13 protein-coding genes are annotated in these 13,356 nt (G+C 37.9%); 11 read left to right on the top strand and 2 right to left on the bottom strand.

Going from position 1 to position 13,356, the window contains the following annotated elements:
• Positions 1-113: 113 nt before the first annotated feature.
• From V7122_RS19545 to V7122_RS19525, 5 genes are all read left to right on the top strand, one after another.
• Positions 114-974 (top strand): MurR/RpiR family transcriptional regulator, encoded by an 861-nt coding sequence (locus tag V7122_RS19545; protein WP_335528446.1) that lies wholly within the window; start codon positions 114-116, stop codon positions 972-974.
• Positions 971-2,095, top strand: coding sequence for a M20 peptidase aminoacylase family protein (locus V7122_RS19540; protein ID WP_335346120.1), 1,125 nt, complete (start codon positions 971-973; stop codon positions 2,093-2,095). Before V7122_RS19545 ends, V7122_RS19540 begins: the two co-directional genes overlap by 4 nt.
• Before the next feature lie 4 nt (positions 2,096-2,099).
• On the top strand, positions 2,100-2,954 hold the full coding sequence (locus V7122_RS19535) for a GNAT family N-acetyltransferase (RefSeq protein WP_438824022.1): 855 nt from the start codon (positions 2,100-2,102) through the stop codon (positions 2,952-2,954).
• A 15-nt stretch (positions 2,955-2,969) separates the two neighbouring features.
• Positions 2,970-4,076, top strand: a complete 1,107-nt coding sequence (gene menC, locus V7122_RS19530; RefSeq protein WP_335353717.1) for an o-succinylbenzoate synthase — start codon at positions 2,970-2,972, stop codon at positions 4,074-4,076.
• An 89-nt stretch (positions 4,077-4,165) separates the two neighbouring features.
• Complete coding sequence (locus V7122_RS19525; protein WP_335346123.1) at positions 4,166-5,245, top strand: YkvI family membrane protein; 1,080 nt, start codon at positions 4,166-4,168, stop codon at positions 5,243-5,245.
• A gap of 218 nt (positions 5,246-5,463) precedes the next feature.
• Here V7122_RS19525 and V7122_RS19520 read toward each other — a convergent pair whose 3' ends face one another.
• Positions 5,464-6,201 carry an IclR family transcriptional regulator gene (locus V7122_RS19520; RefSeq protein ID WP_335353716.1) on the bottom strand — a complete coding sequence of 246 codons (738 nt, stop codon included), beginning with the start codon at positions 6,199-6,201 and terminating at the stop codon, positions 5,464-5,466.
• A 191-nt stretch (positions 6,202-6,392) separates the two neighbouring features.
• Between V7122_RS19520 and V7122_RS19515 the strand changes: the two genes are divergently transcribed.
• From V7122_RS19515 to V7122_RS19500, 4 genes are all read left to right on the top strand, one after another.
• Positions 6,393-7,247: a dimethylarginine dimethylaminohydrolase family protein gene (locus tag V7122_RS19515; protein WP_335353738.1), complete on the top strand. Its 855-nt coding sequence runs from the start codon at positions 6,393-6,395 to the stop codon at positions 7,245-7,247.
• Between the two features lie 28 nt (positions 7,248-7,275).
• Positions 7,276-8,037, top strand: a complete 762-nt coding sequence (locus tag V7122_RS19510) for a dimethylarginine dimethylaminohydrolase family protein (RefSeq protein WP_335528441.1) — start codon at positions 7,276-7,278, stop codon at positions 8,035-8,037.
• Between the two features lie 204 nt (positions 8,038-8,241).
• Positions 8,242-9,612: an amino acid permease gene (locus V7122_RS19505; protein WP_438824704.1), complete on the top strand. Its 1,371-nt coding sequence runs from the start codon at positions 8,242-8,244 to the stop codon at positions 9,610-9,612.
• 85 nt (positions 9,613-9,697) lie between these two features.
• The gene (locus V7122_RS19500; RefSeq protein WP_335528439.1) at positions 9,698-11,317 is read left to right on the top strand and encodes a M20/M25/M40 family metallo-hydrolase; all 1,620 of its coding nucleotides are present in this window, start codon (positions 9,698-9,700) and stop codon (positions 11,315-11,317) included.
• Positions 11,318-11,377: 60 nt separating this feature from the next.
• Here the strand turns inward: V7122_RS19500 and V7122_RS19495 are convergent, their stop codons facing one another.
• Entirely contained in the window at positions 11,378-11,599 is a 222-nt protein-coding gene (locus tag V7122_RS19495) for a hypothetical protein (protein ID WP_335528436.1), read from the bottom strand.
• Between the two features lie 161 nt (positions 11,600-11,760).
• Between V7122_RS19495 and V7122_RS19490 the strand changes: the two genes are divergently transcribed.
• Together V7122_RS19490 and V7122_RS19485 are read left to right on the top strand one after the other, a co-directional pair.
• Complete coding sequence (locus V7122_RS19490; RefSeq protein ID WP_335482745.1) at positions 11,761-11,955, top strand: IDEAL domain-containing protein; 195 nt, start codon at positions 11,761-11,763, stop codon at positions 11,953-11,955.
• Between the two features lie 377 nt (positions 11,956-12,332).
• A complete protein-coding gene (locus V7122_RS19485) occupies positions 12,333-13,262 on the top strand; it encodes a nuclease-related domain-containing protein (protein ID WP_335528434.1) in 930 nt (309 codons plus the stop codon).
• The last annotated feature ends 94 nt before the right edge of the window (positions 13,263-13,356 follow it).

Raw genomic sequence — 13,356 nt, 5'->3', positions numbered from 1 at the left:
TTATTATTGTATATATTGTCGAAATGTGTTATTGTGTTATAGTAATAAAAATGCAGTGCAAACTTCACAATTTTTCTAAAATTAAGTCTACACTTCATTTTAAGGGGAAAAACATGGAATTAAAAAAGATTATCCTTGCGAACTATAATCAGCTCTCAAAGGGTCAGCAGAAGGTTGCGAATTATCTTCTCAAAATGCCTAAGGATTTTGCTTTGTTTTCCGCAAATGAAATCGGTTTCAAAGTGGGGGTTAGTGAAACGACTGTTATTCGATTTTGTTATGCGATAAAATTATCTGGCTTTTCCGATTTGCAAAAGAAGGTGCGTGAACTGCTCCTTTATCAGGAGAGCAGCCTTGGGACTTATCATACAAATAAGCTGCAGTTAGCCGAAGAGCCAAACTTTTTCGCCAAGGTCATGGAAAAGGATCGGGAGTGCATTAAAGAGTTGATGTCGCTTGTCAATGATGATGAATTGTATCGAATGGTAGATCAGCTTGTAAATGCGGAAGCAATCTATATTTCAGGAATGGGAACATCATTTCCGGCAGCAAATTGGCTTTCTTTTACACTTAGTTTAGTGAAGGATCGGGTTAAATTAGTCCGTTCCGATTCAGATGATATTGTTTTCACGTTAAGCGGGATGAATAGTCAATCTGTCATGATAGCCATTTCTTTTCATCGTTATTTAAAAGAGACGATCAAAATTGCAAAATTGGCAAAGCAGCAGGGGGCAATCATTATCGGGATTACAGATTCTCCTCAATCACCGATAAGTGAATATTCTGATATGCTATTTCCGATTTTTCCTTTTAATAAATCTGCCATAGACACGACAACAGCCCTATTTTCTTTTTTAAACGCGGTTGTTGCCGGTGTAACAGTAAAAAATTCAAATCGCTTTGAAAAGCGCAAAGAGCAATATGAAGAATTATTTAAAGATTATTTCTTTATTGATGGAGGGGAAGTTACTTGAAAGATCACTTAGATCAGCTTAAACCAACTATTAACTCCCTTTTTGATTACTTTCATCAACATCCTGAAGTTAGCTGGGAAGAGTTCAAAACGACTGAATATATTCAAACATTCCTTGAGAAGCAGGGCTTTAAAGTAAAAACCTTTGATGATTGTACAGGACTTGTTGCAGAAGTAGGCAGCGGAGATATTTGTGTAGGTTTACGAACGGATATTGATGCGCTTTGGCAGGAAGTTGGTGGAATATACAAAGCAAACCATTCTTGTGGGCATGACTCCCATATGACGATGATCATCGGAACGATGCTGCTGTTGAAGAAAATCAACTTTCCGAATAAAGCAAAACTAAAATTTATTTTCCAGCCCGCTGAAGAAAAGGGAACAGGGGCATTGAAAATGATCGAGAAGAATGTAGTAGATGATGTTGACTACTTATACGGTGTTCATCTAAGACCTATTCAGGAGCTAGAAGATGGATATGCTGTACCTGCCGTTTATCATGGAGCTGCTAAGTTTATTACGGGAGAAATAATTGGTGAAGATGCACATGGAGCAAGGCCACATCTAGGCCAAAATGCCATTGAAATTGGTGCCGCAATCGTCAATGAAATTAAAGGCATTCATCTAAATCCAATGGTTCCGTACTCAGCAAAAATGACTAAATTCCATGCTGGCGGCGATTCAGGCAATATCATACCGGGCAGAGCATCCTTTAGCCTTGATGTACGAGCGCAAACGAATCAAGTAATGGAAGAGTTAACGGGGAAAATTGAGAATATTTTTAAACAAATAAGTTTATTGTACGGGGTAAACATTCCATTTGAAACAAAAGCGAATGTAGCTGCTGCGGAGGTAGATTTGGAAGCAGTTGTATTTATGAAGCAGGCTATTATAGATACGCTAGGTGAAACTGGGCTGAAACAGCCTATCATTTCGTCTGGTGGCGAAGATTTTCACTTTTACACTTTAAAGAGACCGAACATAAAAGCAACGATGCTAGGACTTGGTTGTGGGTTAACGCCAGGCCTCCATCATCCAAACATGACATTTAATCGTGAGGCGATGTTCTCAGGAATTGAAATTCTAACGAGAACTATTATGAACACATTGGCAGACAACTAAGAGGGTGATTATCTTGAATGGAAATTTTGAAATACGAACTTTACACAGCAGCAGTGAAATGAAGCTTGTTCAAAAGCTAGAAGAAGAAGTATGGAATATGAGTGCCATTCCGATTCATCAAACGGTTACGGCTGCAAAAAATGGCGGCATTATGTTAGGTGCTTTCGATCAAGAAAAACTAGTTGGATTCAGCTACGGATTTCCTGGATTTGATCAAAAGCAAACCTATCTCTGCTCTCATATGCTCGGAATCCACCCTGAGTATCAGGAAAAAGGGATTGGTGCAAAGTTAAAAGTAGAACAAAAAAGAGAAGCTGCCGAAAAGGGATACGAATTGATCATATGGACATTCGACCCGCTTGAAAGCAGAAATGCCTACCTCAATATGAATAAGCTTCGCGGCATCTGTTGCACCTATATAGAAAATTGCTACGGTGAAATGGAGGACGGACTGAATAGCGGGCTGCCATCTGATCGATTTCAAATCGATTGGTGGATTAATAGTGAGCATGTCTCAGACAGTAAAAGTTTGAATGAGGTCCAGTCTAACGAAGGAATTCATCTGATCAGCTGGGAGACAACAAGCAATGGACAGCCCAAATTAGGGGATTTAGATCAAGGAATGATGACAAATCTAACAAACATCGATCAGCCCCTCCTTGTACCAGTACCTGCAAATTTTCAAGAATTGAAAAAAACAGATCATGAGCTAGCCGTTGACTGGCGTTTTAAGACAAGAAAAGTCTTTCAGCACCTTTTTGAAGCAGGTTATGCTGTAGTAGCTCTGCAAAAAACAAATGATTTGCCTGTTCATTATTATGTTATAACGAAGATACAATCACTTAGTATTAAAAAGTAGAAAAGGTGGATACCGATGAAATTAAAAGAAATTACTTTGCGTCATTTAAAAATGAGAATGAAATCCCCATTCACAACAAGCTTTGGAACAATGCAAGACCGGGATTTTATTTTGCTTGAAGCAAAGGATGAAAATGGAAATAGCGGCTGGGGCGAGTCTGTTGCCTTCCATTCGCCTTGGTATAATGAAGAAACATTACAAACAAATTGGCATATGCTCGAGGATTTTCTTATCCCGCAAATATTAAATAAAGAGATTAAACATCCTGATGAAGTTTCTGAAATCTTTTCGTACATTCGGAAAAATAATATGGCAAAATCTACCCTTGAGGGAGCGGTTTGGGACCTTTATACTCAAGAACAAGGAATTTCACTCGCGAAAGCACTCGGCGGAGAAAAATCAAAAATTGAAGTTGGCATCAGTATTGGTATTCAAAACACAGTGGATGATCTTCTGAAATTAATTGATGAATATGTAACTGAAGGCTATAAGCGGATGAAAGTGAAAATTAAGCCAGGCTGGGATGTAGAGGTTATGAGGGAAGTTAGAAAGCATTTCCCTAATGTTCCTTTAATGGCTGATGCAAACTCAGCATACCGCTTAGAGGATATCGATCATCTGCGTGCCTTGGATGAATTTGATCTCATGATGATTGAACAACCATTAGCATCTGATGATATTATCGATCATGCCACACTTCAGAAACAAATTAATACGCCTGTTTGCTTAGACGAAAGTATTCATTCATACGAAGATACTCGTAAAGCAATTGAATTAGGAAGCTGCAAAATTATTAATATTAAAATTGGCCGTGTCGGAGGTTTGACAGAGTCAAAACGAATCCATGACCTATGTAAACAGCATGATATTCCGGTTTGGTGTGGAGGAATGCTTGAATCAGGTATCGGCAGAGCACATAATATTGCACTCACAACTTTAGATAATTTCATACTGCCTGGAGATACAGCTGGATCTTCTCGTTATTGGGACAAGGACATAATTGATCCGGAAGTAGTTGTAAAGGATGGTTTTATCACGGTTCCTGATACACCTGGAATTGGGTATGAACCAAACAGAGATACGATTAAACAATATACAATTACTGAAAAAACCTTTTCCTAAGCGATTTTAAAAAGGGTTGAAGGAGATGGGAGGTTCTTCTTCTCCTTTTAGAATAAATTTTCAAAAAATTCAATTATACGGGGGCATTTATGAAAAAGAGTATTCAAATGGCAGGTGCATACATCGGTACAGTTGTCGGAGCCGGTTTTGCTTCTGGACAAGAAGTTTTGCAGTTCTTTACTAGCTTTGGATGGTTAGGATTTTTTGGAGCGATCTTGGCAACCTTACTATTTGCTTTTTTAGGAATGAATATTATTCAAATCGGGAGCCGTCTGCAAACACATTCCCATAAAAATGTCGTATATAGTATTTGTGGAAAATATTTAGGAATTGCAGTAGACTTTATCATTACTTTCTTCTTATTTGGAGTTGCAGTGATTATGTTTGCGGGTGCTGGTTCAACGTTCCAACAGCAATTTGGCATTCCAAGTGCAATCGGAAGTTTGATCATGGTAGTACTAACAATCGTTACTTGCTTCTTTAATGTGGAAAAAGTACTTAATATTATTGGGGGTATTACCCCAGCATTAATCGTGTTAGTTTTGTTGATAGCAGGATATGCATTATTCACAATGGATGCTAGCTTTGCAGAGCTTGACAAGCTGGCTGAAGGGCAAAATGCAGCTGCCTCAAACTGGTTCCTTTCTGGTTTATTGTATGTTTCTTTTAATATCACTTGTGCGATTCCAATGCTTGCAGTTATGGGCGGAACGACAAAGAATTTAAAGATCGCCGGAATGGGCGGTATTCTTGGCGGAGTCGGATTAGGTCTTATGCTTATTCTCATTAATGTCGGCATGTATACAAGATTAGGCGATATTGGCGGTTTAGATATTCCGATGCTTTACTTGGCAAATGAAATATCTCCAATTGTCGGAATTTTCATGTCTATTGTCCTTTTAGCGATGATTTTTAACACAGCAGTAGGAATGCTTTATGGGTTCGCTGTACGGGTAATGAAGCCAGGTACGATGAAATTTAATGGATTTGTCACAGCAATAGGTTTTGCAGGATTTGCTGCAAGCTTCGTAGGATTTACAAAACTAGTTGGAACATTGTACCCAATTACTGGTTACCTTGGGTTTGCTTTGATTGCCGCAGTTATTGTTTACTGGGTAAGAGGTAAAAGAAATAATCAAAACCAGCAAGAACATAAGATTGCTTCTTAAATAATAGAAACCCTTTTAGATTGCGGTAATAAACGTAATCTAAAAGGGTTTTTTCCTTTTTCTGAATTGTAGGCAATGAAACTAGCGTTTATTTGATATAGCTATTAACCAAGAGGCCCAGCCAATTCTTGGAGGATTCAGTTTGGCTTGTACATTTAAGTAGGAATTTCAATGGACCATTCAATGTAAGGGTTTTGCAGGGACTTCTTTTAAAACGATTACCGTCTGGACCCTAATTTAGCCGAAATACGCTTTCCGGTTTCAATTACTTTTTTGATTAAAAAATCATGCCTGTTTTGAGATACATTGAAATTGACATATCCTATACTGACAGCGCCTATTAAATCATTCCATTGGTTGTAGATCGGTGCTGCTACAGATGATGTGCCTTCCGTTCTTTCTCCATGGCTAATTCCATAGCCTTGAGATCTGATTTGTTTGAGCATATTTAAGAAGCTCATCTTTTCTTCTTCTTTCACAATCAAATTTACGATTTTCAACATTTCCTCAGCAGGCATATGTGCAAGCATTGTTTTATTGGCAGCTCCGATATTCATCGGGATCCGTATTCCTAATTGGTCATTAATTCGAATCGGATTGGTCGGGCAGTCAATTCGTTCAACAACAATCGATTCCAGTCCAATTGACTTACTATAATATATGCTTTCTTCTGCCTCAAGCATTAATTTCTCCATTTCTGGACGAATCAAATTAACAAAATCAAAACTATCATATAGCTGTAAACCATACTCAAGCCAAGTGTTACCTAAAGAGTATAGCTTTGAATCGGGATCTTGCTGAACAAGTCCATGTTTTTTCATTGCTTGTAAAAGTCTGTGCATCGTACTTGCCGGTAAATCACAATCTTTTGATAGATCTGTTATGGACAGCCACATTTTATCCTGATTATTTGCTAAGGCTTTCGTTACTTGCATAGCACGGTCAATCGTTTGCATAAATTTGTCTCCCATTCCATTTATATATTTCTATTATATATAAAATATTGAAAATTAAAAGATTCCTTCAATTCAAAAAATATTGACATAGTTCTTTATCTACTATAATATCAGAATTATAAAATTCCTAACAGAGGAATTTGATTCCGTTAGGTGGAAAAGGAGGAGTTCGAGTGGATTACTGTCAATCTATGTACAAACAACTTACATCAGTAGTAGTAAAACACCCAAACGATGCTTTCATTAGCCAAGAAAACTTAAGTAAGGAATGGGAAAGATTTAATTACATAGAGGAACCCAATTTTGCCGAGGCTCAGGAGGAATATGAAGAATTCCTTTCCATCCTTAGCAAGCATGTCGATAATATTGAATATTTACCTGCTTCAAATCAAGTTGGCCTAGACTCCCTTTATACTCATGACCCAGTCAAATTTACAGGGAAAGGAGCAATCATTTTAAAATCGGGAAAAAAACTGCGTCAAAGCGAAGCATTGGTTTATAAACAATACCTTCAAGAAAAGGGCATACCAATCCTTGGGGAGCTAACAGGGAATGCGATGGCCGATGGAGGAGATATCGTATGGTTGGATGACCGTACACTTGTTGTAGGCCGCGGCTACAGAACGAATGATGAGGCAATACGCCAAATTAGAGAAATGACGAAGGATTTAGTAGATGACTTTATCGTTGTTCAACTCCCGCATGATCAGGGAGAAGCAGAGTGTCTGCACCTCATGTCTTTTATAAGCATGGTAGATTCCGACTTAGCCGTAGTTTATTCAAGATTAATGCCCGTATTCTTTAGACAATTGCTGATCGAAAAAGGTATTCAATTAATTGAAGTTCCTGAAGAGGAATACCATAACCTCGGTTGTAACGTCTTAGCATTAGCACCGCGAGTTTGTATGATGGTTTCTGGAAACCCTTCCACGAAGCAGCAATTAATTGATGCAGGAGCAACAGTTTATGAATACAAAGGCCGTGAAATCTCGTTCTTAGGTACAGGCGGACCAACTTGTCTAACTGGTCCTGTTATCCGTAAATAACAGTCAATTATTTCGAGGAGGATTAGAAATGTTTAAAAATACGATTGTAAAAACACCTGGAGAAACTTATATAAATGGATTAACAACTTCAGATTTAGGAACACCAATCTATGAAAAAGCGTTGGAACAGCATGAAGCGTATATAGAAGCTTTAAAAAAGTGTAATGTAGAAGTGCATGTAATGCCAAAGAATGCTGATTTCCCGGATTCAACATTTGTAGAGGATACAGCTGTACTAACATCAGAATTTGCCGTTATTTCAAATCCAGGCGCACAAACAAGAAACGGCGAGATTATCGAAATGGAGCCTGCTGTTAAGTCATTTTATGAAAAGCTTTATTATATTAAAGCGCCAGGTACGGTAGATGGCGGAGATGTACTTCAAGCAGATGATCATTTTTATATCGGTCTTTCTGAACGTACAAATCTAGCGGGTGCTGAGCAATTGAAGGCAATCTTAGAATCTGAAAACTACAAAGCTACCATTATTCAGCTGGAAAAGTTCTTCCATTTGAAAACAGGTATTTCTTATTTAGGAAACGAAACCATGGTTCTTGCAGGTGAGTTTATCAACCATCCTGACTTTGCTTCATATAAAAAAATCATTGTACCAGCTGAGGAAGAATATGCTGCAAACTGTATTCGCGTCAATGACTATGTTATTATCCCAGCTGGCTTTCCAAAAACAAAGCAAATGATTAATGAAGCTGGGTATCAAACGATTGAGCTTGATATGTCGGAATTCCGTAAATTAGATGGAGGCTTAAGCTGCTTATCATTACGATTTTAGAAGATTTGTTGAAATAGAAGAAGCTGAAAGAGGGCAGAGAGACACATTGCTTAAATCAGCTTCTCCTTACCCTAGATCTTGCACAATTATGTAAGGGTTAACAATTATTTGAAGATTCTACGAAAAATAAGCGGGAATTTTATTTTGAAGGGTGTGAGTCGTGTGGTCAATAAGGAATTACAGGATAACCAGTTGAATCGTTCGATGAAGAGGCGGCATTTATTCATGCTTTCTCTTGGAGGGGTTATCGGAACCGGATTGTTTCTAAATGTGGGTTATACGATAAACCAATCTGGGGCTGGTGGCGCATTAATCGGGTATTTATTTGGGGGATTAATTTTATACCTCGTAATGGTGTGTCTAGGGGAGCTTGCCGTCTATATGCCTGTTACCGGTTCTTTCCAAGCATATGCAACTAAATTTATTAATCCTTCAGCTGGCTTTGCTTTAGGCTGGATGTATTTCATCGGTTCAGCAACAACTGCTGGGGTTGAATTTACCGCAGCAGGAATTATAATGCAGCGTTGGCTCCCAGATGTCTCTATTTGGATTTGGTGTGCTATATTTATCGTCTTGTTATTCTCACTCAATGCCCTTACAACGAAAGGGTTTGCGGAATCAGAATATTGGTTTGCCGGTATTAAAGTAGTTGCTGTTATTTTCTTTATCATTATTGGAGCGGCAGCTGTCTTTGGAATTATTCCATTAGCCGATCGTCCTGCTCCACATTTCCAAAACTTAGCACCATCCGGACTTTTCCCAGCTGGGATTGCAATCCTTTTTGTTACGATGATGAATGTCATCTTTTCTTACCAAGGGTCTGAACTAATTGGAATTGCTGCCGGTGAGAGTGAAGATCCTGAGAAGAATATTCCACGTGCAATCCGAAATGTACTAGTTAGAATTATTGTGTTCTATATTTCTTCTATAATTGTATTATCAGCTATTTTTCCATCAGCTGAATTGGGATTGCTAGAAAGTCCATTTGTAACTCTTATGGATTTAGCTGGTATACCGTACGCACCAGATATTATGAACTTCGTTATTCTGACAGCGATTTTATCCGTTGGAAACTCTTGTTTATACGCTTCAACACGTTTGCTTTGGGCGATGGCACATGAGGGAATGGCACCGAAACGCTTCGGAAAGCTATCAAAAAGAAAGGTACCATTTGCTGCACTAGTCTTTACGATGCTTTTTTCCTTATTATCATTGTTAACTAGTGTAATAGCTGCCGATACCGTTTTCGTCCTTTTGATGTCTATTGCAGGGATCTCAGTTACAATCTCGTGGATGGGCATCGCACTTTCACAGTTTATGTTTAGACGGAAATATATACAAGCGGGCGGAAAAATTGAGGATTTGAAATATAAAGTTCCATTATATCCCTTAGTTCCGATCATTTGTATCGTATTTTGTTTAGCCATCCTGATTTTCTTAGCATTTGATCCAACACAGCTTGTAGGATTATTAGTTGGAATAGGCTTCCTTGTTGCATGTATTGTATTCTATCGATTTAAACTTGCAAAAAATGAAACGGCACAGGCAAATTCAGATATTAATAGAACTGTATAAAGATTACTTGATTACATGGAAATTAATATAATTTAAGGATTTGTAAAATTTTGAATAAGAGGGAAATCAAAAGGAGTTTTGAATGATGACACAACTTAGATGGGGAGAACCGGAATCGTTACGTGAATTATTATGCGAAGTTGTAAGCTGGAAAAGCATGACACTTACTGAAGGAGAATGTGAATTTCCTGTTAAACTCCTAGCCAAGCTCCAGGAACTTGATTATTTTACTCATCATCCTGATCATTTAAGACTGGATAATGCAGATTTGGGCCGTCGTTTTCTTACTGCGCTGTATAAACATCCCGAAGCTAGTGAAACGATTGTTTTAATTAGCCATTTTGACACGGTCAATACGGAAGAATATGGGGATATTGAGCCCCTTGCCTATCAGCCGGAAGCATTGACTAAATTACTTCATGAAAGAATTAATGACTTGCCTGAGGACGCTAAACAAGATTTATTATCTGGTGAGTATTTATTCGGCAGAGGCACAATGGATATGAAAATGGGCCTTGTTATGCATATGAGCTTGATAGAAAAAGCATCGATCGAGCAATGGCCAATTAATCTTCTATTACTAACAGTTCCGGATGAAGAGGTTAATTCCTCAGGTATGCGCGCAGCTGTTAACAAGCTTTTAGAATTAAAGGAACAGCATAAATTGACCTATAAGCTTTTCTTAAATGGTGAGCCTGTATTTACCCAAGAGCCTGGAGATCGAAAATACTATGTGTATTCTGGTACCATCGGTAAAATTATGCCATCCGCTTTATTTTATGGAAAAGAGACACATGTGGGAGAACCTTTGAGTGGCATTACAGCTCCTTATATTGCGTCATTTTTGACACAGCAAATGGAATGGAATTCCGGATTTCAAGAATCGGTATTAGGAGAAAAGACTCCACTTCCAGTAACCCTTCAGCAAAAGGATTTGAAATTGGAATATTCAACACAAACGCCATATCGTGCTGCAGCCTTATATAATGTTTTTCTAATGAAAAAGAATGCTTCTGAAATTATGAATTTATTTGAAGAAGTTGCACAGGAAGCAGCCAGGGCCTGTAATGAAGCATACAAAAAAATCTGTTTAGGCCAAGGCGTTGCTCCTGTTGGAGAAGTGCGTGTACTCCGTTATGAGGAACTGTTAAAGTATGCGATCGGAAAGATTGGTGCAGAACATGTGGAGGAAATCAAAAGGAATATCCTTGCCAACAAAGATTGGGATGACCGTGAAAAGTCACTTCGCATTGCTGATGCCTTGATTATTCAATGTCAGGAACTGACACCTGCAATGGTTTTACTTTATGCACCGCCTTACTATCCAGCGATAAATTCTTCAGAAGATGAGCTTGTCAAAAAATGTGTGGATTATGTGAAGGAGGAAGGGCTTCAGAAATTTAACTTACCTGTTCACCAAATTCACTATTTTAATGGAATCTGCGATTTAAGCTATGTGAATTATAAGGATGAAGGGGAAGGCTGGACAGCATTTGTCACAAATACTCCTGTATGGGGAGAGAGCTATAGCATCCCATTTGAGGGAATGAAACTGCTTGATGCGCCTGTATTAAATGTCGGTCCATTCGGAAAGGATGCTCATAAACGAACCGAACGCGTTCATATGAAGAGCGCTTTTGAAGAGGTTCCTGCTATTGTCGAAGGTATGATAAAGATGATGGTGCATGAGAAAGTTTACGTGTAATTTATGAAAAAAAGAGACATCTTCTAAGGAAATGGGGAGGATGTCTCTTTTGTTTCGGGGTTAAGAAGATTTTTTCTGCTGATCACTTTTTTCAATGAGTGATCCTTTTTTAATCCAATATTGGAAATTGTCCAATGGAAAGACACCTCTGCAATCAGGGTTATACATTTGCACTACGACACTTCCTGGGTTTACTTCTATAATCCTTAGTGATTCAGACTTAGCGATATTTGGGATAAAACAGCTTTTCATTTCAAATTCCATATTATTGTGTAAATCCATCCTTCACACTTCCTTAAAATATTGATGATATATGCTTTATTCATATGTTCCCCAATGGATTCCTTCTTATCCAAAAATTGGACAAATTTACATCGAAAAATAGATTGAATTATCTAATTATTACTGCTAAAATAGAAAAAAGGTCAAGGAGTTGGTTTACAATGGAAAAACATTTATTGAATTCGGCTCAACAACACGAAGAGAACATGGATGAAATTCTTGCAGAGCAATTTTTAAACAACACCTTGCTGACATTTCGAAGAGCACGGCTCAAATTGGAAATTGACAAAACCCTAATTGAACGGAACAAAAAAGAATTTATGCGCCTAACGGAAGAATTAAAGAGCATTTCATAGATTAAATTGAAGGCTGCCATCTAAAGATGAGCAGCCTAAATTTTTGAGGGGGATTACGTCATGACTACACCAGCAATACATATTTCGGATGAAGCATTAATGAAGCTCAGGGAATTGCTTGAAGATCATTTAGATCAATCTGTGCGGTTGAAAGCCTATCCAACAGGTGAGTGCTGAGGAAATGTTGTATTTATGTTGTCCCTGGATGGGGCAAAGGACACAGATATTAAGTTTATGATCGATGGCCTTCCTTTTGTGATGGATAGGCATTCGGAGGTTTTTATTTTTAAAACGTTGTGTATTTCTATCGGTGAAGATGGGGGATTTGTCGTTGTGGATCGGTTTTTGTAAAAAGGGATTTACAAGATTAAAAGGATGTGAGAGAAATTATTATTAAAGCTCGTCATGAACCAGAAGAATTAAAGTTGCTAAAATGCTTGAGACCGAGAATGAATTTGTCAGAAAAAGACAGGAGTACACTTACTAATCTCGAAAAGGGCTATGAAGGTGAGGTGCTTTTCGACAGTTGGGTAGAGGATCTTTCAAATGATTGGATTATTTTAAATGATTTATTATTCGAATCTAATAATACTGAATTTCAAATTGACTCCTTATTGATTTCCTCAGAGACCATTTATCTGTTTGAGGTAAAAAATTATGATGGCGATTTTTATACCGAAGACGATAAATGGTTTTCCCAATCAGGAAAAGAAATTAATAATCCACTGTATCAGTTGGAACGTAGTGAATCCTTATTTAGAAGACTGCTTTACGATTTCGGCGTCAAAACTCCAATTAAATCCTTCGTATGCTTCGTCAACCCCGAATTCCACTTATACGAATCCCCACACAACCAGCCTATTATTTTTCCTACACAGCTTCCACGATTTATAAAAAAAATGCAAAAGAACCCTCCAAGAATCCAAAAAACACCCCTAAAGCTCGCAGAAAAAATTGCTGCAGCCCACATGACTGAATCCCGACACAAGCGGGTTTATGAATATCAATTTGAGAAATTAAAAAAAGGAATCCGCTGTTTAAAATGTGTATCGTTTATGGCTGATTTTAGCTCAGAGCAATTTGTCTGCAATAGATGTGGAGTTAAAGAAAAAGTGGCAACCGGGATATTGCGAACTGTGGAGGAGTTTATTCTTCTTTTTCCAGAGAGAAGGATTACCACTAATGCTATTTATGAATGGTGTGACGGAATTAAGTCTAAGAGGACAATTCGAAGGATTTTATTGTTAAAATATAAGCCATTTGGAAACGGTAAAGACAGTTATTTTGTTAAAATGCCAGATAAATAAAAATCGAACTTACTAGTGAACCGAGAAACACGATTTTGGACAGGTTTTTGGAAAATCGCTGAAAGCTGTCCAATAACTCAGGTTTGTTGGACAG

It is taken from the genome of Bacillus sp. JJ1532 (assembly GCF_036965085.1).
GTDB lineage: Bacteria > Bacillota > Bacilli > Bacillales > Cytobacillaceae > Cytobacillus.
This window is presented reverse-complemented; position numbering and strand designations above follow the sequence as displayed.

Excerpts from the sequence above, each read along its gene's own strand:
- V7122_RS19545 (WP_335528446.1), top strand. The coding sequence starts at position 114 with ATGGAATTAAAAAAGATTATCCTTGCGAACTATAATCAGCTCTCAAAG.
- menC (WP_335353717.1), top strand. The coding sequence starts at position 2,970 with ATGAAATTAAAAGAAATTACTTTGCGTCATTTAAAAATGAGAATGAAA.
- V7122_RS19525 (WP_335346123.1), top strand. The coding sequence starts at position 4,166 with ATGAAAAAGAGTATTCAAATGGCAGGTGCATACATCGGTACAGTTGTC.
- V7122_RS19520 (WP_335353716.1), bottom strand. The coding sequence starts at position 6,201 with ATGCAAACGATTGACCGTGCTATGCAAGTAACGAAAGCCTTAGCAAAT.
- V7122_RS19515 (WP_335353738.1), top strand. The coding sequence starts at position 6,393 with ATGTACAAACAACTTACATCAGTAGTAGTAAAACACCCAAACGATGCT.
- V7122_RS19510 (WP_335528441.1), top strand. The coding sequence starts at position 7,276 with ATGTTTAAAAATACGATTGTAAAAACACCTGGAGAAACTTATATAAAT.
- V7122_RS19505 (WP_438824704.1), top strand. The coding sequence starts at position 8,242 with ATGAAGAGGCGGCATTTATTCATGCTTTCTCTTGGAGGGGTTATCGGA.
- V7122_RS19500 (WP_335528439.1), top strand. The coding sequence starts at position 9,698 with ATGACACAACTTAGATGGGGAGAACCGGAATCGTTACGTGAATTATTA.
- V7122_RS19495 (WP_335528436.1), bottom strand. The coding sequence starts at position 11,599 with ATGGATTTACACAATAATATGGAATTTGAAATGAAAAGCTGTTTTATC.
- V7122_RS19490 (WP_335482745.1), top strand. The coding sequence starts at position 11,761 with ATGGAAAAACATTTATTGAATTCGGCTCAACAACACGAAGAGAACATG.